A 23,550-nucleotide genomic window follows, 5' to 3' on the forward strand; every position below is an offset into this window, starting at 1 on the left:
ATTCGGACATGTTCCTAGTCTTTCGTGTCCGGTCGGCACTGGCGCCAACGTGCGGTGGAATTAGCCTCCTGACCGTAGCGGTGTCATGTTCCATAGAAGGCGGGACTGCGAATGCCTTTCTACGGATATGGACACCGCAATCGTGGTCGAAGTGGCTGCTGATTTCGAACGATTGCTCTCCACGCTCCGCCTGAAGTCTCAGTCCAGACGACCGGAACGGAGAAGCCCGTCAGCGCTCTCTCGCGTCCTGTGGCACGGACCGCGTGCAGTCGATGACGTCAGGGCGGGTTGCATGGGGCGCTTGACATCACAAGAAAGGGCGGCACCCGTAGGTGCCGCCCTTTCTCAGTTCGAAGGTTTCTCTAGCATCCGATCAGTCAAAGCGGCCCGAAGCGTGCGCCAGCATCGTGTAGACCTTGCCCGTATCCGACGTCAGGTAGGACTTGCTGCGCGTGTTGTCCGGGTCGCGTCGCGAGGCGTCCTGAAGCAGCGACTCGAAGTCCGCGATGTAGCGGTCGACCGCATGACGGAAATCCGCGTCGCGCTGGTACTTGCGACGGATTTCGTCGAACGTCTGCTGCCCCTTCATCGTGTAGAGACGACGAGTGAAGACGTTGCGCTCGCCGTTGCGGTAGCGATCCCACAGTTCGACCGACACGTTGTGATCGATCGCACGGGCGATATCCACCGACAGCGAGTTCAGGGAGTCGACCACGTGCGCCTGGCTGCGCTCGGTGCGCGCCGCTTCTGAGGGAGCGGCCGGAGCCGATGCAGGCTCCACACCCTCGTCCTCATCCTGGGAGGCGCGACGCAGGAGATCGGACACCCAGCCGCCATCACTTTCACCAGCCGCCGGACGGGCCGCAGGCGTGGCGATCGGAGCGGGGACCTGCGCTGGTGCAGCCGGGCGAAGCGGCGAGAACTCGCCCGTCCGTCCCGTCTGGACCGGGTTTGCCGAAGGCTGCTGCGTCAGCATGCGCGAGGCGTCGGCATTGCCACGCACGTCATAGGCCAGGTTGCCGCTGACGGCCGGCGGTGCCACGCGACGCTCGCTCTCGCTGCTCGAGCCGGCCGAGCGAGAACCGCGGTCGTCGGTCGAGGGCTTGCGCACGTCCATCGCACGGCCGGAGGTCGAAACGATGTCACTGAGTTCGCGCAGGGCGCGGATCTGGTCCGACACCGCCCGGCGCATCGCCCGGGTGCTCTCGCGAGTCTCCTCCGGCAGCTCGAAGACGCCGCGGCGGATTTCCGTACGCGCCGTTTCCAGTTCGCGACGCATGTCGCCAGCTGCGCGGCGCATTTCCGATGTCGCACCCGCGAACTTCTCGGACGCCTCCTCGATCACCGAGCGCATCGCCTCGCGGATCTGCTCGGCGGCAGCCTGCGAACGGCGTTCGGTCTCCTCCAGCTGCTGCTCGGCGTCGCCGAGGCTCGACCCAAGTTCGCCATTGACCGTCGCAGCCACGGCGCGGGCGCGCTCCTCGGCCTGCGTGAAGAGACGATCCACGACGCCCTCGAACGCGTTCAGCGTCTCGGAGATGGTGCGTGAGCGGTCGGCCAACGTTCCGGCAAGCAGCGTCAGGCCCTCGTGACGCTCTTCGAGCGTCGACTGCAGGTTGGTCTGCGTCTCGTCGAGCAGACGTGCTGCGTCGGAGAGAAGGCGCCCGTGCTCGGCGAACTTCTCGGTCATACCGCCGATCTGCATAAAGGCGGACGACGTGACACCGTCCATCCGGGCGATCGATTGCTCCAGGCGGTCGGACGAGGACGTGATCTCGTCCTCGACACGCAGCGCCTCGGTCCGGAAGCGATCGCGGGTATCGATGAGCGAGGTCTCCACGCGGCCGATCGAGCCGCTGGCGTCCTCCAGCATCGTGCGAAGCGTCTCGTTGCTGTTGTCGAGCCGATCGAGAAGCTGCGTGACCTCCTGGCCGAGCTGACCCTGAATACCGGACACACGGGTTGCGGCCTCTTCCGAACGCTGGTCGAGCGCGGCAATCAGCTCGGACGACGAACGGCTGAGGCGCTGAACGCGCTCCTCCGTCCGCTGCACGAAATCGGCAACCACGGCCGCATTCTCGGCGCGCAGCCGCTCCGCCACCTGGTCGGATGTGCCTTCCAGGGCGGCAATCGCCGCGGTTCCCGTCTGAGACAGCGCATCGACGATGGGCTGGGTGCGTGTCTCGATCAGGGTGGCAAGCTCGGCGTTGCGATCGGTCAGGATTTGCGACAGGGCGCGGGTGCGCTCCGCCATCCGTTCCGCCACACGATCCGAGCTCTGCGTCAGCTCGCGCTCGGACGACGAGACGCGATCGGCGATCTCCGCGCCGAATCCCGTCGTCACCTCGGCGATCTGATCGCGGGCGCGCTCGGCCTCCAGACGGAGGGCGGTTGCCGCCGCAGACAGGCCGAGCACGACCTGCGAGCCTTCGGCGCTCAGCGCCGCACGCGCCTTCTCGGCCTCGCGAAGGATCTCGCCCGAGACGTTGGCCGTCTCGTCGCGGATGTTGGCTGCAACCGACAGGATGTCGTTACGGATCGTCTCCGACGTGCCGTCGATCTCGGCCCGCAGGTCCATGATCGAGCGCGACAGGCTTTCGTTGAGTCCACCGGACGTGTTGGAGAGGAGGGTGGCGAGGCGATCCGACAAGGTCGCCAGTTCTCCGACGAAGCCGTCGGCCCGCTCTCCCAGCATCGTGACGCTGCGACCCGTCTCGTCCCGGATGAGCGTTGAGGCGCCGCGAACGCGTTCGGCGAAGCTTTCCGCATCCGAAAGGAACCGTTGCCGGGCGCTTTCGGCCTGCTCGGTCATCGAGAGGGCCACCGCGTCGATTTCGCCCACGACGCGCGCGGCATCGGCGGCGAAACGCTCACGAACGTCGCCGGAGCTCGCCTCGAAGCGGTCGGTCGCACCGGTGAGTTCGGCGACCAGCTGACCCGCCGTCTCGCCGATCCGCTCGCGGACGCGATCGGTCTCGCCGCGCATGGCCTCGACCACCCGCGCGACCTCGCCGGTGATGCGACCCGCATCGTCCAGCAGGTTACGGCGCGACTGCTCGCCGGCTTCCCGCAGATGGGCGCTCGCATCGGTGAACTCGGCGCCGATCGCAGCGGTCTGCTCGGCGACCTCGCGGCGCAGCACATCCGACTGCTCGCGGACCTGAACGGCCGCCGCAGCGACCTCTTCGCGGATCTGAGCGGCGTCGGTCGCGAACTGCTGGCGCGTCCGGTCGCCGATGAGGCGGAGGCGGTCCGATGCTTCCGAGATATCGCCGGAGAGGGACTGCGCCTGGTCCTGAACGATCTGGCGAGCCGTCTCGGCGTCATGCCGCAGGCGGTCGGCCATCGCCTCCAGACCACCGGCGAACTCGTTGGCGACTTCCGAGAGGCGCTCGCGCGCCGCCTCGGCTTCGCTGCGCATGGCGAGCGAGGCTCCGCCGATCTGCGTGGTAAAAGCGTCGCCTTCGAGGGCGAGCGCCTCGCGCAGTTCCTCGGCGTCGGCACGCATGCGCCCGGCGACGTCGCTGACCTGACGGCCGAGCTGCTGAGCCTCTGCGGCGAAGCGCTCTTGCGCCTCCTGGCCAATGCGGCGGATCGAGTCGGCGGAAAGCACAATGCCCTCGGCGATCTGCGCGCTCTGGCCGGTCAGCTCCTCGCGAGCCGTCTGGCTGGTCTCCTGCACCGACTGGACGACGGCGCGGATGCGCTCCTCGAACCGGCCGGCCTCGGCGACGAACTCGGCCTGTGCCTCGGCAGAGGACGACCGGAAGGTCGAGCCGAGCTCGCCGATGATGATGGCGATCTTCTGGGTCTCGGTTTCCAGACCGGCGCGGGCACGGTCGGCCTCATCGCCCATCTTGGCGGACGCAGCGACGATGGACTCTCGCAGGGTGTCGGCGATCATTGCCGTGCGACCCGAGAGTGTGCGTTCGACATTGCCGAGGCCGCGCTCGAGGCTGGCATTGATGGCGTTCGTCCGCTCGTCGACCGCGGCCGCGAGGCTGACGGTGCCTGCGGCGAGTGCGGCGACGATCTCTTCGCGCTTGGTCTCCAGCGCGGTGGTGACGTTGCCCGCGCTCTGCTCAAGAACGCGGCGCACGTCGTCCGCCCGGTCGCCGAGCGTGGCGGCCAGAGATCCCGCAACGTCCTCGATGGCGGACGTGAGGTTGTCGCGACGCTCGTCCATCGCGGTGGCCAGGAAGCCGTCAGATTCCACGAGCGCCTGACGCAGGGCCGTAATGCGGGTCTCCAACGTGGAGAGGATCGCCGCGTTGCCGCTGTCGAGCGTGGCGGCGATACGGGTGGTCCGCTCGTCGAGGTCGGAAATCAGCGAGCTTTCCGAGGCGTCAACCATCTGGCGCATGGAGACGACGCGATCGTCGAGGCCATCGAGAATGGCGCCGCGCGCGTTCTCGACCGCTTCGCGGAGCGTCGCGCCACGACCGTCGAGACCCTGGATCAGGAGCGACAGGGCGTTCTCGACAGCCGAGAGCACCGTGCCGGCATTCTGGTCGATATCGCGGGCGAAGCGGGCAGTGCGCTCGTCCAGGCTTTCGGTGAGACCGGCATGCGAGGTGTCGACCGCATCCGAAAGCTCGCGGACCCGGACGGCGAGATCGTTGACGACGCGCTCGACGGACTGCTCGAAGTTCGCCTCGATGCCGGCCGTGCGCGTTTCCAGATTGGCGAGGAATTCCTGCCGGCGGTCGTCGCCCATCATCAACGCCGCTTCCAGGCGCCCGATGACGTCGTCGCCGACCCGCGAGGTATAAAGGTCGAGCGAGGTCGACAGCCGCTCGCCGCTGTCGCGCATGAAGGCTTCGCTGGCGGTGATGCGGTCCGCAAGCCCGGTGGTCAAGGCCTCGTTCCGCTCGTCGAAGTCGGTGACGAAGCGCTCCGTGCGATCGGCGAGCATGCGGTCGAGGGAAGCCAGACGCGTCTCGAATTCGTTCGACAGGAGCTGGGTGCGCTGGTCGAGCGCCACTTCGATCGCCGATCCGCGCTCGGCAAGAAGCGCGTTCATGCGGTCGAGGCGGGTCTGGAAGCGATCGTCCGCCTGCGAGTCGGCCGCGACGAGAGCAGCTTCAAGCCGTCCGGCCCGTTCTTCCACGCCGGAGACCAGGCGGCCTTCGGCGCCGCCGATGATCGCCTCCATACGGGCGACGTTGCTCTCGATGGAGTGCGTGAGGGCGGTCCCGCGCTCTTCGAACTGGGCAATCAACGCCTGCTGCGCGAAAGCGAGCGACGTGTCGATGTCGGCCGCGCGATCGCTGAGAACGGCCCCGAGCGAGCCGATCTGCGCGTCGAAGGTCGAGCGCAAATGATCGGAATGCTGGTTGAAGCTGGCGTCGATGCCCTGACGAGCGCTGTCTGCGGCAGCGGTGAGATTCTCCCGGCCACTGTCGATCGCCTGACGGATTTCGTCGGCGCGCTCGGCCACGGTCCGCGCGAAGCTACCGGAGGATTCGGAAAGGGTGACGGCGAGGCGACCGGCCGTGCGGTCGATCGCAAGGGCCTGACCCTCGATCGTCTGCACGAGCTGCGCACCCTTGCCAGACAGAGCCGCTTCCAGCTGAGCGAGACGTTCGTCGAAGCGGCTGAGAACATTGTCGTTGCGCGAGCCGAGGAGGGTGGTCGCGTTCTGGATCCGGCTGTCGAAGGCTTCGTCGAGGCGCACAAGAAGACGCTCGGTCTCGGTCGTCAGGTTGGCGAGCCGTTGGTCCAGGCTACCGGCCAGCGAAGCGATCAGCGCTTCGTTCTCGCCGATCAGACGCGAGGAACGCTCGTCGAGCGTTTCGGCGAGGCGTCGGTCGAAGGTCTCCGAGCCGGTTGCAAGATTCTCGGTACGCTCCGCCAACTGGCGCAGCACGGTCTCGTTCGACTGGCGAAGGCGCTCACCCGCTTCCTCGCCGATCGAGGAGACGCGTTGCACCAGTTCGTCGGATCGCGCCTGCAGTTCCTCGGCCTGCGCTCGCAGCGACCGGGCGAGTTCCTCGCCGGTCTGAGCCAGCCGACGCGTCGTCTCCTCTGCGGTTTCGCCGATCCGCTGGATCACGGTCGTGCTGCTGCCAGTCAGTTCACTTTCGATTTCGCGGCTGCGGGCATCGAACATCGCCGTCAGCGCCTGGCTGCGTTCCTCATAGGCCTGCGACAGGGCGGCACCGCGCTCGTCGAGGAGCGAATGGAACCGCTGCGTCGCGTCCTCGACCTGGCGGATGATCCGGGTGGAGGCCGTGTCGACGTCGCCGATCAGGCGATCGTGCGAACCGACCACCGACGAGCGAAGGTTCTCGGCATGCGTCAGCATCGCCTCGCGCTCCGACGACAGGTCGGTCACAAGCGAGCGGATCTTCACCTCGTTGTCGGCGTAGGCACGTTCGAGCGAAGACACTTCGTTGTGGACGATGCCCTCCAGCTCGCCCATGCGCGAAAGCGCGCGCTCGACGCCTTCGCCGAGAGCGGCCACTTCACGACGAATGGCATTGCCGACGCTCGCCACCTTTTCGGAAGCGATGCTTTCAGGTTCCGCCAGCCGAAGAGCCACCTCGGCAAGCGAGCGGCTCATGAGGCGCAGATCCTGCGAACGCCGCACCATCACGGCGAAGGCCATGATGAGAAGGGCAGGCAGGACCACGGCAGAAGCCGCCAGGGCCAGCGTGACGGCCTCGGGGGCGGGCGACGTGCCGGAATTGATGAAAGCGGCGGCGGCCGCACCAGCCAGGAGAACCCAAGCGGCGGCGACGACGCCGCCGATGACCAGCGTGCGGCGCGATGAACGGCGGGTCAGCAGCGCATCGGCGCGCACGGCGGCGGATCGCTGCTCGTCATTGGCGACAGCGGCCTTGAAGTCGCGGGTGCGCGACGCACGAACGGGCTCGGGGGCGACGCTCGGCTCCGGGCGCCGAGCCGCAGGTTCCGCACGAGGAGGGGGAGCATCCTGACGCGCTGTGCTGGCTGTTCCTGCCGCGATCGCGGCCGCCACCGGCGGCACGGCGCTTCCGAGGCGATCGGCCGCCGCAGGCGGGTCGACGCGGTCGAGATCGCCAAGCGACGCGATCAGTTCCTCTTCGGCGATCTGAAAGTCCGGCTCGGGCGGAACCTCCCCGTCGGCCTTCAGCGGATCGGTTTGCGCAACTGGCTCGGCGATCGATTCCTCACGGAGGGCGCTCGTCGCTTCCTCCACGGAGCGATCGAATTCATTGAGGGCGAACTCGATGTTGATCTCGGACGGGGCGAGCGTATCGCTCTCGACATGGCCTTCGGCCGTCCCGCTCACCTGAGGCTGATCGGGATCGGCACCCAGGAAATCCGTGTCCTGAAGCGCCGCCTCCAGCTCGGTGACTGCTTCGTCCGATAGCTGTTCAGCCGTCTTGATCTTCGACATGACCCGCCGCCCCGTACTCGTTTACTCGCGGGGTGGCCGCCGACGCGCCGCCCTGTCGCGCGCCCCGAACCATCCCGCCATCGGAAGGCCGCCACCAGAACACGGATGGCGGGCCTTTTACATTCGACCAAATTAGAGGCGCGGAGGGCGGAAGGAAACCCGCAATTCCGGGCTTTGATACAAGTTTAAACATTTGGTTAACGCCGATTTCGAAATGCAGCTTTCGGCGGTATCGATCCCTTGACTGCGATCCGAGGGCGCTGCGCTTGCCGCGGGCTTGCGTTGACGTCGCGTCGAGCGAGGTTTCCGGCTTCGAATCGTCAGTTGGTCTGCTTTCGTCGCACCAACCCGCGGCGTCCGCTTGTCGCGCTGCGTCGATCGTCGAAGCCGGTCACCATACGTCGGCTTGTGCGGACATGGTTGTTGATAACCGAACGCTTCGACGCCTTGCGGTCGTCCGAGCGACCATTGACGGCCGCCCGCAGTCGTTCTACCCGCGGGCATGACCGCGATCAGCTTCATCACGCCCGACGGAACCCGCTACGATATCGATGCTGCCGACGGGGCGAGCGTCATGCAGGCGGCGATCCGAAACGATGTGCCCGGCATCGATGCCGATTGTGGCGGAGCCTGCGCCTGCGCGACCTGCCATGTCTATGTCGACGAGGCTCGCCTCGCGGAGATCCCGCCGATGGAAGCGATGGAGGAAGACATGCTGGACTTCGCGCTCGACGTGCGCCCGAACTCGCGCCTGTCCTGCCAGATCCGGGTCAAGCCGGACCTCGACGGACTGACGCTGACGGTTCCTGCACGTCAGGCGTAAGCCGAAGCCCTGCCTCCTTAGGGTGCCGCGCGTTTCGTGGCCGCCGCGAGCTTCGCATTGAGACGGGAGTCCACGACGCGCGTCTCCGCGCGATCGAACCCGTTCTGTTCCTTGGCATGGGCCATCTGCATCTGCTGCGACAGATGCGCGGCCTTCACCTCCAGACGGGCACAACTCGGCTCGGGGGGCAGGGCCAAGAGTTCCCGGTTCATCCGGTCGAGCCAGTTCTTGGCGATCGTGGAGTGTTTCGCCTCGTGTTCCGCGATGTCCCGCTGCAGCACCTTCCACATCGTCCGCGTCCTCGCGTCGGCGCCACGCGGTGCGTTCCAGCGCGGGAGGGTGGTCACGAGATCGAGGCGGAGGTTGGTGCGTGCAATGCGGCAGCCGGTCTTCTGAATATCGAACTGCAGGTCGCGGCTGAAGGTGACCTTCGTGGCCCCCGCGTGACGCTCGCCGCCGCCCAGAAGCGGACCGTTTGTTCCGAGCGCCCTGTCCAGCTCGGCAAACGTCGCTCCGCGCACCATGAAATACGTGGTGCGCTCGGTGATCTCGGCGGCATGGGCCGAGCCGGCGAACATGCATCCGGCCGCAAGGCTGGAGATCAGAAGTCGCCGCATCGTCGCTGGCCTCGACCCTTGAAACACCTGACCCCTACGCTACGCGGGTTCGAAAGAGATACAAGGGACGATTGCGGAAATATTGCGGTCGTCAGTAACGGGCTTGGGAAATACGGATGAGATCGGGCGAACCCGTGACACTGGAGCGCATCTGGCGAATGGCCCACGGCCGGACGATTCGTCTCGGGCGGCGATCGACCATCATGGGCATCCTCAACGTCACCCCGGACAGCTTTTCCGACGGCGGTCGCTTCGACGGCAGCACCGAGCGGGCGGTCGAGGCCGCGCTCGCAATGATCGCAGAGGGCGCCGACATCATCGACATCGGCGGCGAGTCAACCCGGCCGGGCGCCGCACCCGTCGAGGCGGCGGAAGAGCAGGACCGGGTCCTGCCGGTCATTCGCGCGCTACGGGCTCACAGAGACGTGGCGATCTCCATCGATACCTACCGCGCCGAGACCGCGGCCCTTGCGATCGAGGCCGGCGCATCGATCGTCAACGACGTCTGGGGCGCGCAACGCGAGCCGGAGATCGCGCAAGTCGCGGCCCGAACCGGGGCAGGCCTATGCCTGATGCACACGGGGCGAGAGCGCGAGAAACTGCCTGACGTCATCGAGGATCAGCGGTCGTTTCTCCGGCGCTCCGTCGAGATCGCGCGCGACGCGGGCGTCAGCGAGGACCAGATCGTCCTCGATCCCGGGTTCGGTTTCGCGAAGGATGCGAGGGAGAACTTCGAACTGATGATGCGGCTGGGCGAACTCGCCCCCCTCGGCTACCCGATCCTCGCCGGCACCTCGCGCAAGCGCTTCGTGCGGAGCGTTCTCGACCGGGACAGCGGGGACGTCGACGTGGCCACGGCCGCGACGAGCGTTCTGATGCGGGAGCGGGGCGTATCGATCTTCCGGGTCCATGCCGTCGGCCCGACACGAGACGCGCTGGCACTGGTCGACGCCGCGCTTCGGGAGCGAGGGCAATGATCACCGCCTATCTCGGGCTTGGCGGGAATATCGGGGACCCCGTCCACTCAATGGCGCTGGCGCTGCGTGCCCTCGACCGCGATCTCTGCACGAGCGTGGTCGCCGTATCGTCGGTCTATGAAACTCCGCCTTGGGGGCCGATCGTGCAGCCCACATTCCTGAATGCCTGCGCGAGTGTCGAAACCAGCCTCTCGGCGGATGGCCTGCTGTCGCTCTGCCTGGCTGTAGAAACCGAGCTTCATCGCGATCGCAGCGTGCGCTGGGGTCCGCGGACGGTCGACCTCGATATCCTAGACTTCGGTGGTGTCAGCATGCGGAGCGAGACACTGACGCTGCCGCATCCACGCATGGGTGAGCGAGCCTTCGTACTTGTCCCGCTCGTCGAGATCGCGCCACAGTTAATTCTGGATGGCGTGACGATCGTCGAGCGGCTGAAGACGCTCGATACGACGGGTATCGAACGTCGGCCGACGGAGCCGGACTGGTGGCGGACCGCCTGACGCTCAGTCCGCCAACGCGGCGCGCTTCACGCTCTCGTCGCGCTTCAGCGTCATGCCGATGACGGGAACGAGCTCGCCCGCGACCTGCACCGAGATCGTGATCATCAGCTTGTTCTTGTCCTCGAGTCGGGCGACCATTGCGCCCTTCAACTGCTTGCGGTCGAGGCCGACGACGACCTTGTTTCCCGACACGTCGCCCGAAACGATGTCGAGGCCCTTGCCGCCCGAGCCATCGAGGAACGTGCCCTTGTAGGACGAGCCGCCCTTGGTGAAGGTCGCGTTCATCGGCTGAGAGAACATGCCGACGCGGCAGGCCCCGTCGAGCGACATGCCGACGGCCTTTTCGGGCTGGAGACCCGACAGGTCGCACACGAACTTCGTGCCCTTGTACTTGCCGGCGACGATTTCGCCCGGGCCCGACCAGCGCCCGAAAACCGAGTTGAAGAAGGCTTCGTCGACATCGGCCGCGCGCGCCGGCATCGCGCCTGTAAGAGCGATCGAGAGAAGCGACAATCCGGCGATGACGGGACGGAACATGGGGAGCCTTCGGAGCGGCAAGGACATGGGCCTATCTATCGCCGGGAACGGTTAACCGAACCTTTCGCGAGCGACAAGCCGCAGCACTCGGGTCACAGCTTCTCGCCGCCCATCGGCTTGAGTTCATTGAGGAAGTCGCCGATCCTCGGGCGTTGGACGCTGAGGAAGGGAAGGGGTCGGCAGAGGTCCATGGCGGCGATGCCGATCCGGGCGGTCAGAAGGCCGTTGACAAGGCCCTCGCCGAGCTTCGCGGACAGCCGCGCCGCCAGCCCATGGCCTACGACCTGCCCCACGATCCCATCGCCGACCGCGATCGACCCGGTGACAGCCAGATGCGCCAGAACGTCGCGCACCAGCCGAACGAGCCCGATAGCGCCCGGTCGGGCGCCGTAGAGCGACGATACCGAGCGGATCAGGCGCACGGTTTCGAACAGGACGAAGGCGAGGTCCATGAAGGCGCGCGGACTGACCGCCGTCACGACGGACACCCGTTTGGACGAAGCGAGCACAAGCGCACGCGCGCGGGCATCCAGCGGCAGGAGGAGTTCGCGTTCGGCGAGCGTGATCAGGTCTCGACCGTCGATGACGTCGTCGCGCGAGGCATGGAGGCGCTCGCGACCTGCGGCCGTCTCCGGTCTCGCCGACACGAGCTTTGTCAGCTTGGCGACGACCGCTTGGGCGTCCCTTGCGGAGTCGGTTTCGAAGGCCCGGCGCCCCTCGCTGCGCTCACGCTCCACGTCGTTGAGCCGCATGATGCCGAGGGCTTCGCGACCGACGACACCGAGCAACCCCACCAGCAGCAGCACGGCAAGACCGAGAGCCGTCCAGCCGAGCCAGTCCGAGCGCTGGAAGAGATCGCGCACGAAGCTATCGATCGCCAGACCGAAGGCCAGCGATGCGAGCGCACCGAGCGCGCCCATGGCGAGCTTGCCGAACGAGAACGTGCGGCGGCGGCGGGTCGCCGGTTCGGCGTCCAGCTGCGCGGCGGCTTCAGCCTCGAGCGCTTCGTCGGGTTCGATCTGCACCCGAGCGAGGTCGGAAATGCTGCGAGGCGTTCGTGCCGTTGCGACAGGGGGCTGCGGCAGCGGTGGATCGACCGGGAAAGCCGATGGGCGGCGGGACGGTGTGTCGCTCATGCCAGACGATCTCCCATCAGAAACTGAAGGGCGCGGTCGAGGCGGATCTGCGGCAGGGAGAGCGTCGCCCCTTCGGCGGTGCGCTCCAGCCTCGGCGGACGAAAGCGGACGAAGGTCAGAGGATCGAGCGCTCCGGTGCCATCCTCCCGCGCGCGCAGGATCCGCGAGGGGTCCTCCGGCAGATCGCCGGGAAAGACCGCCGTTTCGGTTCGTCCGTCGAAGCGTTGCCCGGCGATCTCTTCGCCTTCGATCGGGGTGCCAACGATGACAGGCAGCGTCTCGCCTTTGTCCGAAACCGTGGCCTCGTGGGTCGCGCGCACCGCAGCCATCGCGGCGACATCGGTCTGGGCGCCGGACAGTTTTGCACGCTCGACCGCGCCGTCCACCAGCCGCCTGACGATGTTTTCGAGGCGCTGGTGGCTGGTGCGGTGCAGGTGGTCGGCCTTGGTAGCGGCCACAAGAATACGATCGATCCGCGGCGTGAGCAGCGATCCGAGCCAGGACGCGCGGCCCGGCCGGAAGCAGGCGAGGATGTCGCTGAGGGCGGTCTCCAGATCCTGCACCGCTTCCGGTCCCGCGTTGATCGCCTGCAGCGCGTCGATCAGGATGATCTGGCGGTCGAGGCGCGCGAAGTGGTCGCGGAAGAATGGTCGGACGACGACGGTCTTGTAGGCCTCGTAGCGTCGCGCGTGGATCGCCCCGTAGCTGCCCTTCGGATAGACGCGCCCGGGTTCCACGGGCAGCGGCGCAAAGGTGAGAGCCGGCGATCCCTCGAGATCGCCCGGCATCAGGAAGCGTCCCGGCGGCAGGGTCGAAAGGGCCGTACGGTCCTGCCGACAGGCCCTCAGGTAGTCAGCGAAGGTCGAGCTGAGCCGCTGGCTCGTGGTCTCGTCGGCGACCGCTTCGAGGTCGATCGTCGCCAGCACGTCGAGAAACGGTCGTGCCATCCTCTCCCGCGACGGCAGGCGCGCTCGCTCCAGCGATTCCGCGGAAAAGGTGGCGAAGTCCTTCTCGAGAAGTGGAAGGTCGAGCAGCCATTCGCCGGGATAGTCGACGATGTCGATCGACAGCTTTCCCGGTGACAGGAAGCGCATCCAGCCCGAGGCCGACTCGTACTCGACCGTCAGTCGCAACTGCGAGATCGCTCGTGTCGATTGCGGCCAGACCCGGTCCTCCAGAATAGCTCGCAGGTGCTCTTCGTACTGGAATCGCGGCACGGCATCGTCCGGTTGCTCCTCGAGATAGGCACGCGAGATGCGCCCGGAGCTTTGGGCTTCGAACACCGGCAGGCGACCGCCGTGCAGGAGATTGTGGACCAGCGCCGTAATGAAGACCGTCTTCCCGGCGCGTGAAAGCCCGGCAACGCCAAGCCGCAGCGTGGGATGGAACAGCCCGGCTCCCCGATCCGAGATGTTGTCGAAGACAATACGCGCTTCGTCGGCAATGGAGGGCATGGTCAACCGATCGGGTTCGGGAGATGCGAACAGGAGACGCTGATATAGTCGGCGCTCGCCACCCTCGACAGGTCGGATCGCTAAGGCTTGAGCAACACGCGCAGACGTCCGCGCTGGCTGGTCCCGGCGTTCAGATCGATCGTGAGCCAGTTCGAGGTGCCGACACCGGACCGAAGCAACCGCTGCGAAGTCTCGTCGCCCTCGCAAAGGTGAAGCGCGAGATCCTCGATCGTCGGATTGTGCCCCACGAGCAGCAGTTCGCCGGGTCCCACGAACGCGTCGATCTCGCCGACATATGCAGCGCGGCCGAGCGCATAGAGCTCGTCGCTGAAGCGGACCGGCACGTCCTGCGGCAGCGCCCTTCGAAAAAGGTCCAGCGTCTGCCGCGCACGCACCGCTGTGGAACAGACCACCATTCCAACACGCGATCCGATCGCATGCGCCTCTTCCGCCATGCGTACGGCATCGGCGCGACCCCGGTCGTCGAGAACGCGCTGGTGGTCCCGTTGTCCGGGGACCGCCCATGAGGAGTGAGCGTGGCGCAGAATGTGGACCGTGCGTTCAGACGTCATGTTCCCTCGATAGGACAAGCCGGAGCGAAGGTCGAGAATCGCGAGGTGGCACATGAGACCGTCTGCAACCGCTGCGCGTAGCTCCATCACGGAAGCCCGCTTGGCGCCGGGCTGGTCCGGGGCTGATGCCGAGCACGGCGACCGACTTGTCGCGTCACAAATTCGCTGCGATTTTCGCAGTTTAGCCTTCGAGGAAGCAAAGGCTGCAGGGCGTGTTGGCAACTTGTCCGGTTCTCGAACGGTCGCTATAAGCCCGCGCAAGGTGCAGATGGAGGATCCGCATGAGTGAAACCCTTCCGTTGGGAACCGGCTTGCCGGAAGACGGGCCCTTCATGAACGACCGCCAGAAGGAGTACTTCCGCAAGAAGCTTCTGGGCTGGAAGGCGGATATCCTTCGCGAGTCGCGCGAGACGCTGGAAGCCTTGGCGAGCGAGAACGCGAACCTCGCGGACGCTGCAGACCGCGCTTCGTCGGAAACCGACCGAGCGATCGAATTGCGCGCCCGCGATCGCCAGCGCAAGCTGATCGCCAAGATCGACGCCGCAATCGAGCGCATCGACGACGGAACCTACGGCTACTGCGAAGAGACCGGCGAGCCGATCAGCCTTCGTCGCCTAGACGCCCGCCCGATCGCCACATTGTCGCTGGAGGCGCAGGAACGGCACGAGCGGCGCGAGAAGGTCTATCGCGACGAGTAAGTGCGACGCGCTTACGATCCTGATCACCGAAAAAAGGGCCGCTCCTGCGGCCCTTTTTCGTGCTAGCCTTTGGCTTATCGGCGTTCCGAGACGTCGATCGTGAAGTCGTGGAGCAGGCGCTCCATCTCCTCTTCCAACGTCAGCGGCCGTTCCGCGAGCTCGTCAGCCGAAGACGGCATCTCGTCGTCTGCCGACGAAGGAGTGACTGCAATGGGAGCCGCCGCAACCGGGGCTGCCGCATAGACGGGCGGCGCAGCGGGCTGCGGCGGCGTCGGCGTCCGCTGAGGCTGCACCGGGAGGGACGACGGTTCGGCAGCCTGCGGCGTTCGCCGATCTTGGATCGTGGACGCGAAGCTTCGAACCGACAGCGGTGCGGGCGTGGCTGTCTCGGGCTCTGCCGTCGGCCCGGCAAACCCGACCTCCGCGTCCGCATTGGCGTCGGCACGAGGCGCGACCGGCGCGGAAGGCCAACGCACCGGGATGCGCTCCGGCAGCGGCGGTACCGGAGCTTCATTACGGGTCTCGATGGCTTCGTCGCGCGACGTTTCGCCGTCCCGATTGCCAGCCGGTTGATTAGGCCCCGAACTCGCCGGGGTCGTGGACCAGAACGACCGCGCCGGAGCGACTTCGGGTTCGTTGCGAACCGGTGGTACGACCGGCGTTGCGCGCGACGGCTGGGGCAGGGTGGGCGTCGCCATCGATCGGGGGGGCGTCGCGGGAGGCTGCAGTGCGGCTTGCGGCTGCGGCGGCAAGACCGGCGGACGCGGGGCGCTCGCGCCGGAAGGAGAAGCAGGCGCAGTCGTCGAAGGGGCGATCGGCGGGACGATCGCGGCAGGCTGGACCGGCGGTCGCGGCATGGGAGCCGGCGGGATCGGCGATTGACGCGGCGGCTCGTAGGTCGGGCTGGCCGGGATCGGACGTTCCACCAACGGTTGCGCGGGCTCGGCCCTGCGCTCCGGCGGCTCGACGAATGTCGTGATCGGGACGCTCGGTGATGGCGGAGCGGTAAACGGCGGCTGGGACGGCATATCGGTTGCGCGACGCGTAGGCGTCGTCGGCTCGAGCGGTAGATCGTGCTTGGGGGGGCGCGTGGCGGGAAGCTGCTCGTTGGCGCGTACCGGCGGCGCGACCGGCGGCACGATCGCTTGGGGAGGCGGAGCGACCGGAGCGGCGGGCTTTGCCGGAGCCATTGCCGGCTCAACGAGCGGTTCCGATTCGGGCAATGCCACTGGTGTGGGCGTCGGCTCAGCAGCGCGCGGTTCCATCGGGCGCTGCCGCTCGGAAGCGGGGACCGGATTGCGAACAGCGGGCTGCACACGCTGCTCGGGCGGAGCCGTTACGGGCGTTTCCGCAACGGGCGCCAGAGCGGGATGCTCTCCGAGATCCTGTCCGTCGTTCGGAATGGGCTGAGCCGTCGGCCGCGGGGAGCGCCGATGCGGCAACGGCGGCTGCGGAGGAGCAACGCGCTGCTCGGGCTCGGCGAAACCGGGCTCCTGGCGGACGCGTCGCTGCTGGCCGCGGACGATCCCTGGCTCGACCACGAGATCGTTCTGCCCGCCGATCAGGATGAGATGCTCGACGTCGTCACGCCGCACCAGCACGAGCTTGCGCTTGGGATCCACCGGCGCCATGTCGAGAACAGCCAGCCGTGGTGCGCGCGAGCGCCCTCCAATGCCGCCGCTGCCTGCAAACACGCGCTTTGCCAGCCCGATCAGCACGAGCGCCAGGAGCACCACCAGCGCGGCCGCCAGAATCACCGTCATGATCGGGGCCAGGCTTTCGCCAACGATGCTCGCGAGCCACTCACGCATTTACCATATCCTCCTAGGCCTTCGTATGCGATGAAACCCCATGGTTACACCGGACGACGCCTTGCCTGCCATGTAGAGTTCCGCCGGCCGGGCTCCAGCGCCGGGTCAGCTTCGGAACATAGTGCCGTGCCATCATGTCGAGAGATTGCGACTGGCGCAAATTCGACAGATTCTCGTGCCCGTGCCGTCCCGCATTAATCTGTTCGGCTTTGCCTCGGAAGGGTCGATCGATCGCATATGGAACATCTGCTGTGGACCAGACGCCCGCTTCCGCCACGCATATGAGCGATAAGCCGCTGATCGACGGACGGACCGATCCGAGCGGTGTCCGCCGTCTTCTGTTCCTCGCAGGCTTCGTGTTCGTCTTCGCAGCCACACTGGCGCTGCTCGGCCACTCCTATGGCGCGCTCGCGCTCCTCGTGATGTTCGGCATCCTCGCCATGTGCGGTATTGCCGCCGTGTTCGGCCTTGCACTTGGCTTCCTGCACGTCGGGCCCCGCGTCGCCGATGCCGACATCGCGCGCGATGCCCTGAACTCGCTGCCGGTCGGCATGCTCGTCACGGATCGCAAGGGCCGCATCGTCTATGCCAACAGCGCCTATGGCGAGGCGACCGGTGCCGCGGGCGCTTCGTCCGTGCGTAGCTTGGAGCGTTTGCTCTCGCGCGAGGCGGAGGCTTCGGAAGCGATCTACCGGCTGGCAAACCTCGCGCGCGAGAACAAGTCCGGGCAGGAGGAATTTCGGCTGACCCGACGCCTCGGCAGCGCCGGGCCGTCGTCGCCGCACTGGTATCGCGCTTCGGTCGGCCCGTTCGGCGACGCGGCGGCCGGTTTGCAGCTGTGGCAGATCGCCGACATCACGCCCGAGCGCGAAGAGCAGGAGTCGTTCTTCAAGAACCTACAGCACGCGATCGACTACCTCGACCACGCGCCGGCGGGTTTCTTCGCAGCCGACGAGCAGGGTCGGATCGCCTACATCAATGCAACGCTCGCCGACTGGCTGTCGCTGGACCTCGCAACCTTCAAACCCTATTCGCGCTCGATCCAGGATTATCTCGGTGAAGGTGCGGCCGGCTTCCTCCGGCGGGCGGGCGACCAGCGGACGCCCGGAAGCGTCGAAAGCTTCGACCTCGATCTCGTGACGTCCGCCGGACAGCGCCTGCCGGTCCGCCTCCTGCGCAATGCGACCCGGACCGCCGACGGCGCGCCAGGTCTCACCCGCACGCTCGTCCTCGACCGCGCCCCGCGGGGCGACGACGAGAACGCGCTGCGCGCTGCCGAAATCCGCTTCACCCGTTTCTTCAACTCGTCGCCCATGGCGATTGCGGCGATGGATGCGAACGGGCGCGTCACCCGCGCCAACGCCGCGTTCGCCAACCTTTTCGGCGACGAGGCCGCCATGGGGCGCGGCGCCGTCTCGGAATGCCTGCGTGAGGAGAACCGCGAAGCGCTGCGCCAGGCCGTGTCGGCGGCGATGCGCGGGCAGGCGGGCATTCCGTCGCTGGACGTCGACCTTATGAGCGAGCCGACCCGCTCGGCCCGCCTCTATCTCAGCGCCAATGCCGACGTCAGCGACGGGTCGGGCGAGGTGGCGATCCTCTACGGCGTCGACATCACGCAGCAGCGCACGCTGGAGGACCAGTTCGCCAAGTCGCAGCGGATGCAGGCGATCGGCAATCTCGCCGGCGGCATCGCGCACGACTTCAACAACGTCCTGACCATCATCACCGCGTCGGTCGATTTCCTGCTTCTCAACCACAGGACCGGCGATCCCTCGTTCCAGGACCTCCTGCTGATCAAGCAGAGCGCCAACCGCGCCGCCTCGCTGGTTCGCCAGCTCCTGGCCTACTCCCGTCGCCAGACCATGCGTCCCAAGATGCTGAATCTGACAGACGTGATCGCCGACATGCACCTTCTCCTGAAGCGCATTTCCGGTGATCTGGTGAAGCTGGAGCGGCAGCACGCGCGCGATCTCTGGCCTGTCATGGCGGATATCGGCCAGTTCGAGCAGGTCGTTACCAACCTCGTGCAGAACGCGCGCGACGCCATGTCGACGAACGGTCGCGTGATCATCTCGACGCGCAACGTTCCAACCGAAGAGGCTGCGCAGTTCGGCTACAGCGAGCTCGGCGAGGGCGACTACGTGCTGATGGAAGTCTCGGACACCGGATCGGGCATGCCCGCCGATGTCGCCGAGCGCATCTTCGAGCCGTTCTTCACGACGAAGGAGATCGGAAAGGGGACGGGCCTCGGCCTGTCGATGGTCTACGGCATCGTCAAGCAGTCCGGCGGATCGATCTTCGTCGAGACGAAGCCCGGCGAAGGTACGACCTTCCGCATCTTCCTGCCGCGGCACATTCCGGCTGAGGTCCCTTCCGCCAAGGGTGAGGTGCCGTCTCCGGCGGCCTCCAACGCCAAGCAGGACCTGTCCGGCACCGCCTCGATCCTCCTCGTCGAGGACGAGGACAATGTGCGCGCCGGCAATGTTCGTGCCCTCAAGATGCGCGGCTACGAGGTTCACGAAGCGTCGAGCGGTCTCGAGGCGCTCGACGTGATGGAGGAGATCGGTGGAAAGGTCGACCTCGTGGTGTCCGACGTCGTCATGCCGGAGATGGATGGCCCGACCCTTCTGCGCGAGATGCGCAAGCAGCGGCCGGACCTGAAGTTCATCTTCGTCTCGGGTTATGCCGAGGACGCATTCGCCAAAAACCTGCCCGAAGGGGAGAAGTTCGGCTTCCTGCCGAAACCCTTCTCTCTCCGTGAGTTGGCCGTGGCGGTGAAGGAAGCGCTGGAAGAATAGGCGGTCAGGCGCAGGCGCTCGCGACGGCGATCCGGGCTGCCAGCCGCGCGTTCGAGCGGACGAGTTCGATGTTGGCCTCCAGCGAGCGACCGCCGCTGAGTTCGAAGATCCGCTGAAGAAGGAACGGCGTCACCGCCTTGCCGCGAACGCCTGCCGCCTCCGCATCCCGCAGGGCCCTCTCGATCCAATCGCCCACCGTCTCGCGGTCGATCTCCAGTTCGGGTGACAGCGGATTGGCGATGAGCATTCCGCCGTCGAGGCCGATCGCCTTGCGGGCGGATTGGAAGGCGGCGATCTCCTCGGGCGTATCGAGGCGAAGCGGGGCGGGAATGCCGGAGCCGCGAGACCAGAAGGACGGGAGTTCGTCCACCCCGAACCCGACGACGGGAACGCCTTTGGTTTCCAGCACTTCGAACGTCTTGTGAAGGTCAAGGATTGCCTTCGCGCCGGCGCAGATGACGATGACTTGCGTTCGAGCCAGTTCGTCGAGATCGGCCGAGATGTCGAAGCTCGTCTCGGCGCCGCGATGAACGCCGCCGATCCCGCCGGTGGCGAAGGTACGGATTCCGGCCAGCGCAGCCGCGATCATCGTCGCCGCCACGGTGGTCGATCCCGTGCGCCCGGTCGCCATGGCAAAGGCGAGATCCGCACGCGACAGCTTCATGGCGCCGGCAGTCTGCGCGAGCCTGACGAGTTCGTCGTCCGACAGCCCGATCCGCAGGACGCCATCGAGGACGACGATGGTCGCAGGCTCGGCGCCCTCGTCGCGGATCAACGCCTCGACGCCGCGTGCCATCTCGACATTCTGCGGCCACGGCATGCCGTGGGTGATGATGGTCGACTCCAGTGCGACCACGGGCCGCCCCGCATCGAGAGCCGCCTGGACAGCCGGGGAACATTGAAAGGTTTGGGCCACAGGGAGCCTCCGTCAGATCTGCAGGAATTCGGGTGGGGGAAGCGATGCCGCGATTGCCGCGGCATCCTTTGCCGAACTGCCAGCGAGGCCGGTGCTGATCCGCAGCGACGCCGCCGCAAGACCGAGGCGTACGGCATCTAGGAATGGACGATCATCGAGCCAGGCGCCAAATGCCACGCCGGCCAACGTGTCACCTGCACCGACCACATCGGTCACAGCCGCGACCATCGGGGGTGCCTGCCGCAAGGCAACGTCCGCATCGACGACCAGGACCGACCGGGGGCCGTCGGTCACGATGGCCCGTTCGAGCCCTCCGTTCCGGATCGACCGGACGAGGTCGGCATCACCGACGTCCGAGTGCAATGACAAGAGCGTCGCGATCTCCACACGCGAGGCGAAGAGAACTGAGAGCTCCGGACGGATTGTCGCCAGGCGCGTGATCTTGGCTGGGGAGACGGCAATCGCGCCGAGTCTTTGAGGCCGAAGCGAAGCGAGCTGCTCCAGCGCCGCCGGCGGGAGATTGGCGTCGACAAGAACGCCATCCGCTTCGGCGATTCGATCGAGGAGATGCCGACGTGACAGAACGCGCGGCGTGAGACGATCGTAGATCTCCATATCGGCAACGCCGCCGACCAGATCGCCACCGGCATCGACAAGGGCTGTGTAGGTGGCGGAGCGGCGGTCGAGCCACGCGATGCGGCCGTCGACGACATCGAAGCGATCGAGCTCTGCACCGACCCGTTCCGCCACATCGTCGCCGCCGCAAGCGCTGACGAGGGTCGCCGCACTCCCGAACAGCTTCAGCGCGAGAGCCGCATTGAACGCAGCGCCGCCAAGACGCTCGACGACGCGGCCAGGATTCGAGAACCCCCGCCGGAACGGGGTGCTGGAAAGCGCGATGCGATCGAGGTGAGCTGCTCCCAGCAGGAGGACCGAAGGCGGTTTGCGTTGGCCCGTATCCGTCAACGCTTCGTCAACCATTGGACGTGTTTGCGAACCAGCGAATCACTGGCGATTTGCGAGAACAAATCGGGATCATCGCTTGCGAAACGAGAACAAAAAGAGTACATGGAGAACCACGGTAACGACGTTGCACCCCACCATCGCTCATGGAATAAGGTCCTGCCCCATGGCCCAGAATTCACTCCGTCTCGTTGAGGATACATCGGTGGACAAAACAAAGGCGCTCGACGCAGCCCTGTCGCAGATCGAGCGGGCCTTCGGCAAGGGCTCGATCATGCGGCTCGGTGCCACCGAGAAGCTCGACATCGAGACGATCTCGACCGGCTCGCTCGGACTCGACATCGCGCTCGGCGTCGGCGGTCTTCCGAAGGGTCGTATCGTCGAGATCTACGGCCCCGAGTCGTCGGGCAAGACGACGCTGGCGCTCCACACGGTCGCAGAGGCCCAGAAGGGCGGCGGCGTCTGCGCCTTTGTCGACGCGGAACACGCGCTCGATCCGGTCTATGCCCGCAAGCTCGGCGTCGATCTCGACAGCCTCCTGATCTCGCAGCCGGACACGGGCGAGCAGGCGTTGGAGATCGTCGACACGCTGGTCCGCTCCGGTGCGATCGACGTGCTCGTGGTCGATTCGGTCGCCGCGCTGACCCCGCGCGCCGAGATCGAGGGCGAGATGGGCGACTCGTTGCCCGGCATGCAGGCTCGCCTGATGAGCCAAGCGCTGCGCAAGCTGACGGGCTCGATCTCGCGCTCGAAGTGCATGGTCATCTTCATCAACCAGATCCGCATGAAGATCGGCGTGATGTTCGGCTCGCCGGAGACGACGACGGGCGGCAACGCCTTGAAGTTCTACGCTTCGGTGCGCCTCGACATCCGCCGCATCGGTTCGATCAAGGAACGCGAAGAGGTCACGGGCAACCAGACCCGCGTGAAGGTGGTGAAGAACAAGCTCGCACCGCCGTTCAAGCAGGTCGAGTTCGACATCATGTACGGCGAGGGCGTGTCGAAGGTCGGCGAGCTGGTCGACCTCGGTGTGAAGTCCGGGATCGTCGAGAAATCGGGCGCCTGGTTCTCGTACAACTCCCAGCGCCTCGGTCAGGGCCGCGAGAACTCCAAGCAGTTCCTGCGCGACAATTCGGCCGTCGCTGCCGAGATCGAGGCCGCGATCCGCCAGAACGCGGGACTGATCGCCGAGCAGCTGCTGCAGAACGGCGGTCCGGATCCGAACGACGACGCCGAGTGATCGGGACGAGAGAGGGCGCCGTAAGGCGCCCTTTTCATTTCTGCTGCAGGAACGGTTCAGATCTTCGGGTCGATCATGGTGATGCCGTCCGGGGCGCTCCGTCCCATCGCGACGAGGGCGGGAACCGCCGCTTCCAGCGGCAGCGTTTCGCCGATCAGTCGATCGGGACGCAGGGAGCCCGTAAGGATCATCTCCAGCATCGCGTCGTACCGCCATGACTGCATGCCGTGGCTGCCGTAGATTTCCAGCTCGTGGGCAATGACCTGCGCCATGGGTATCGACGCCTTCGCGTTGTCCGCCAGCATCAAGCCGACCTGCACGTGGCGGCCCCGGCGGCGAAGATTGGCGATGGAATTGAAGCAGGTCTCGGGGTGCCCCAGCGCGTCTAGCGAGACATGCGCGCCGCCCCCGGTGATGTCGCGGACGGCCTCGACGACGGCGGGAACTTCGCGAGAGTTGACGGTTGCAGTCGCGCCCATCTTCCGCGCCAGTTCGAGCTTGTGGTCGGCAACGTCGATCGCCACGACGCGCGCGCCGAGCGCCGAGGCGATCATGACGGCCGACAGTCCCACACCGCCTGCGCCATGCACCGCAACCCACTCGCCGCCGCGCACACGCCCCTGATCGACTACGGCGCGAAAGGAGGTGGCGAAGCGGCAGCCGAGGCTGGCGGCCGTCCGGAAGTCCATGCTCTCCGGCAGGCGCACCAGATTGTTGTCCGCCCGCTCGATCGCCACGAACTCGGCAAACGAACCCCAATGCGTGAAGCCGGGCTGGAACTGCGCCTCGCAGACTTGCTGGTGCCCGGCATGGCATTCCCGGCAGTGCCCGCATGCCGCGATGAAGGGGACGGTGACGCGCTCGCCCGGCCTGAAACCTCGCACGTCCCGCCCGACGGCGGCGACGACGCCAGCGAACTCGTGTCCGGGCACGTGCGGCAGGCGAATGTCGGCATCGTGCCCCATCCAGCCATGCCAGTCGCTGCGGCAGAGACCCGTGGCCATGACCTCGATCACCACGCCGTCCGGGGCCGGGGTCGGATCGGGAACCTGCCGGATGTCCGGTTCGGTCCCGAACGTCTCGAAGATCATGGCTTTCATGGTGCGGCGCTCCGTCTGGCGGGA

General features: G+C 66.7%; 16 protein-coding genes. 6 read left to right on the forward strand and 10 right to left on the reverse strand.

Features of this window, described 5'->3' with window-relative positions; all coding sequences use genetic code 11:
- Positions 1–373: 373 nt before the first annotated feature.
- Positions 374–7,384 carry a hypothetical protein gene (locus ACLNGM_RS14430; protein WP_416355449.1) on the reverse strand — a complete coding sequence of 2,337 codons (7,011 nt, stop codon included), beginning with the start codon at positions 7,382–7,384 and terminating at the stop codon, positions 374–376.
- Positions 7,385–7,886: 502 nt separating this feature from the next.
- Here ACLNGM_RS14430 and ACLNGM_RS14435 point away from each other — a divergent pair.
- Entirely contained in the window at positions 7,887–8,207 is a 321-nt protein-coding gene (locus tag ACLNGM_RS14435; RefSeq protein ID WP_416355450.1) for a 2Fe-2S iron-sulfur cluster-binding protein, read from the forward strand.
- Between the two features lie 17 nt (positions 8,208–8,224).
- Here ACLNGM_RS14435 and ACLNGM_RS14440 read toward each other — a convergent pair whose 3' ends face one another.
- A complete protein-coding gene (locus tag ACLNGM_RS14440) occupies positions 8,225–8,785 on the reverse strand; it encodes a DUF922 domain-containing protein (RefSeq protein WP_416355451.1) in 561 nt (186 codons plus the stop codon).
- Positions 8,786–8,940: 155 nt separating this feature from the next.
- Between ACLNGM_RS14440 and folP the strand changes: the two genes are divergently transcribed.
- Entirely contained in the window at positions 8,941–9,801 is an 861-nt protein-coding gene (gene folP / locus ACLNGM_RS14445; protein ID WP_416355452.1) for a dihydropteroate synthase, read from the forward strand.
- On the forward strand, positions 9,798–10,301 hold the full coding sequence (folK, locus tag ACLNGM_RS14450) for a 2-amino-4-hydroxy-6-hydroxymethyldihydropteridine diphosphokinase (RefSeq protein ID WP_090959680.1): 504 nt from the start codon (positions 9,798–9,800) through the stop codon (positions 10,299–10,301). The genes folP and folK overlap by 4 nt, the downstream gene beginning before the upstream one ends.
- Positions 10,302–10,304: 3 nt before the next feature.
- Here folK and ACLNGM_RS14455 read toward each other — a convergent pair whose 3' ends face one another.
- The 4 genes from ACLNGM_RS14455 to ACLNGM_RS14470 all read right to left on the reverse strand — a co-directional run bounded on the left by ACLNGM_RS14455 (position 10,305) and on the right by ACLNGM_RS14470 (position 14,087).
- Positions 10,305–10,838: a hypothetical protein gene (locus ACLNGM_RS14455; RefSeq protein ID WP_416355453.1), complete on the reverse strand. Its 534-nt coding sequence runs from the start codon at positions 10,836–10,838 to the stop codon at positions 10,305–10,307.
- 92 nt (positions 10,839–10,930) lie between these two features.
- Positions 10,931–11,974, reverse strand: coding sequence for a YcjF family protein (locus ACLNGM_RS14460; protein ID WP_416355454.1), 1,044 nt, complete (start codon positions 11,972–11,974; stop codon positions 10,931–10,933).
- The gene (locus ACLNGM_RS14465; protein WP_416355455.1) at positions 11,971–13,428 is read right to left on the reverse strand and encodes a YcjX family protein; all 1,458 of its coding nucleotides are present in this window, start codon (positions 13,426–13,428) and stop codon (positions 11,971–11,973) included. Before ACLNGM_RS14465 ends, ACLNGM_RS14460 begins: the two co-directional genes overlap by 4 nt.
- Before the next feature lie 80 nt (positions 13,429–13,508).
- Positions 13,509–14,087 (reverse strand): SixA phosphatase family protein, encoded by a 579-nt coding sequence (locus tag ACLNGM_RS14470; protein ID WP_416358454.1) that lies wholly within the window; start codon positions 14,085–14,087, stop codon positions 13,509–13,511.
- A gap of 194 nt (positions 14,088–14,281) precedes the next feature.
- Between ACLNGM_RS14470 and dksA the strand changes: the two genes are divergently transcribed.
- Positions 14,282–14,698 (forward strand): RNA polymerase-binding protein DksA, encoded by a 417-nt coding sequence (gene dksA, locus ACLNGM_RS14475; protein ID WP_090959666.1) that lies wholly within the window; start codon positions 14,282–14,284, stop codon positions 14,696–14,698.
- A 74-nt stretch (positions 14,699–14,772) separates the two neighbouring features.
- On the opposite strand, the gene ACLNGM_RS14480 is transcribed toward dksA, so the two are convergent.
- Positions 14,773–16,509 (reverse strand): hypothetical protein, encoded by a 1,737-nt coding sequence (locus ACLNGM_RS14480; protein WP_416355456.1) that lies wholly within the window; start codon positions 16,507–16,509, stop codon positions 14,773–14,775.
- 281 nt (positions 16,510–16,790) lie between these two features.
- Between ACLNGM_RS14480 and cckA the strand changes: the two genes are divergently transcribed.
- Positions 16,791–19,307 carry a cell cycle histidine kinase CckA gene (cckA, locus tag ACLNGM_RS14485; RefSeq protein WP_416358455.1) on the forward strand — a complete coding sequence of 839 codons (2,517 nt, stop codon included), beginning with the start codon at positions 16,791–16,793 and terminating at the stop codon, positions 19,305–19,307.
- A gap of 4 nt (positions 19,308–19,311) precedes the next feature.
- On the opposite strand, the gene ACLNGM_RS14490 is transcribed toward cckA, so the two are convergent.
- Positions 19,312–20,223, reverse strand: coding sequence for a pseudouridine-5'-phosphate glycosidase (locus ACLNGM_RS14490; RefSeq protein ID WP_416355457.1), 912 nt, complete (start codon positions 20,221–20,223; stop codon positions 19,312–19,314).
- Between the two features lie 12 nt (positions 20,224–20,235).
- Positions 20,236–21,204 (reverse strand): PfkB family carbohydrate kinase, encoded by a 969-nt coding sequence (locus tag ACLNGM_RS14495; protein ID WP_416355458.1) that lies wholly within the window; start codon positions 21,202–21,204, stop codon positions 20,236–20,238.
- A 148-nt stretch (positions 21,205–21,352) separates the two neighbouring features.
- On the opposite strand from ACLNGM_RS14495, the gene recA reads away from it, so the two are divergent.
- Positions 21,353–22,426, forward strand: coding sequence for a recombinase RecA (recA, locus tag ACLNGM_RS14500; protein WP_416355459.1), 1,074 nt, complete (start codon positions 21,353–21,355; stop codon positions 22,424–22,426).
- A 56-nt stretch (positions 22,427–22,482) separates the two neighbouring features.
- Here recA and ACLNGM_RS14505 read toward each other — a convergent pair whose 3' ends face one another.
- Entirely contained in the window at positions 22,483–23,526 is a 1,044-nt protein-coding gene (locus ACLNGM_RS14505) for a zinc-dependent alcohol dehydrogenase family protein (RefSeq protein WP_416355460.1), read from the reverse strand.
- Positions 23,527–23,550: the final 24 nt, after the last annotated feature.

It is taken from the genome of Aureimonas phyllosphaerae (genome assembly GCF_047943035.1).
GTDB lineage: Bacteria > Pseudomonadota > Alphaproteobacteria > Rhizobiales > Rhizobiaceae > Aureimonas > Aureimonas phyllosphaerae.

Excerpts from the sequence above, each read along its gene's own strand:
- ACLNGM_RS14430 (WP_416355449.1), bottom strand. The coding sequence starts at position 7,384 with ATGTCGAAGATCAAGACGGCTGAACAGCTATCGGACGAAGCAGTCACC.
- ACLNGM_RS14435 (WP_416355450.1), top strand. The coding sequence starts at position 7,887 with ATGACCGCGATCAGCTTCATCACGCCCGACGGAACCCGCTACGATATC.
- ACLNGM_RS14440 (WP_416355451.1), bottom strand. The coding sequence starts at position 8,785 with ATGTTCGCCGGCTCGGCCCATGCCGCCGAGATCACCGAGCGCACCACG.
- folP (WP_416355452.1), top strand. The coding sequence starts at position 8,941 with ATGAGATCGGGCGAACCCGTGACACTGGAGCGCATCTGGCGAATGGCC.
- folK (WP_090959680.1), top strand. The coding sequence starts at position 9,798 with ATGATCACCGCCTATCTCGGGCTTGGCGGGAATATCGGGGACCCCGTC.
- ACLNGM_RS14455 (WP_416355453.1), bottom strand. The coding sequence starts at position 10,838 with ATGTTCCGTCCCGTCATCGCCGGATTGTCGCTTCTCTCGATCGCTCTT.
- ACLNGM_RS14460 (WP_416355454.1), bottom strand. The coding sequence starts at position 11,974 with ATGAGCGACACACCGTCCCGCCGCCCATCGGCTTTCCCGGTCGATCCA.
- ACLNGM_RS14465 (WP_416355455.1), bottom strand. The coding sequence starts at position 13,428 with ATGCCCTCCATTGCCGACGAAGCGCGTATTGTCTTCGACAACATCTCG.
- ACLNGM_RS14470 (WP_416358454.1), bottom strand. The coding sequence starts at position 14,087 with ATGGAGCTACGCGCAGCGGTTGCAGACGGTCTCATGTGCCACCTCGCG.
- dksA (WP_090959666.1), top strand. The coding sequence starts at position 14,282 with ATGAGTGAAACCCTTCCGTTGGGAACCGGCTTGCCGGAAGACGGGCCC.
- ACLNGM_RS14480 (WP_416355456.1), bottom strand. The coding sequence starts at position 16,509 with ATGCGTGAGTGGCTCGCGAGCATCGTTGGCGAAAGCCTGGCCCCGATC.
- cckA (WP_416358455.1), top strand. The coding sequence starts at position 16,791 with ATGAGCGATAAGCCGCTGATCGACGGACGGACCGATCCGAGCGGTGTC.
- ACLNGM_RS14495 (WP_416355458.1), bottom strand. The coding sequence starts at position 21,204 with ATGGTTGACGAAGCGTTGACGGATACGGGCCAACGCAAACCGCCTTCG.
- recA (WP_416355459.1), top strand. The coding sequence starts at position 21,353 with ATGGCCCAGAATTCACTCCGTCTCGTTGAGGATACATCGGTGGACAAA.
- ACLNGM_RS14505 (WP_416355460.1), bottom strand. The coding sequence starts at position 23,526 with ATGAAAGCCATGATCTTCGAGACGTTCGGGACCGAACCGGACATCCGG.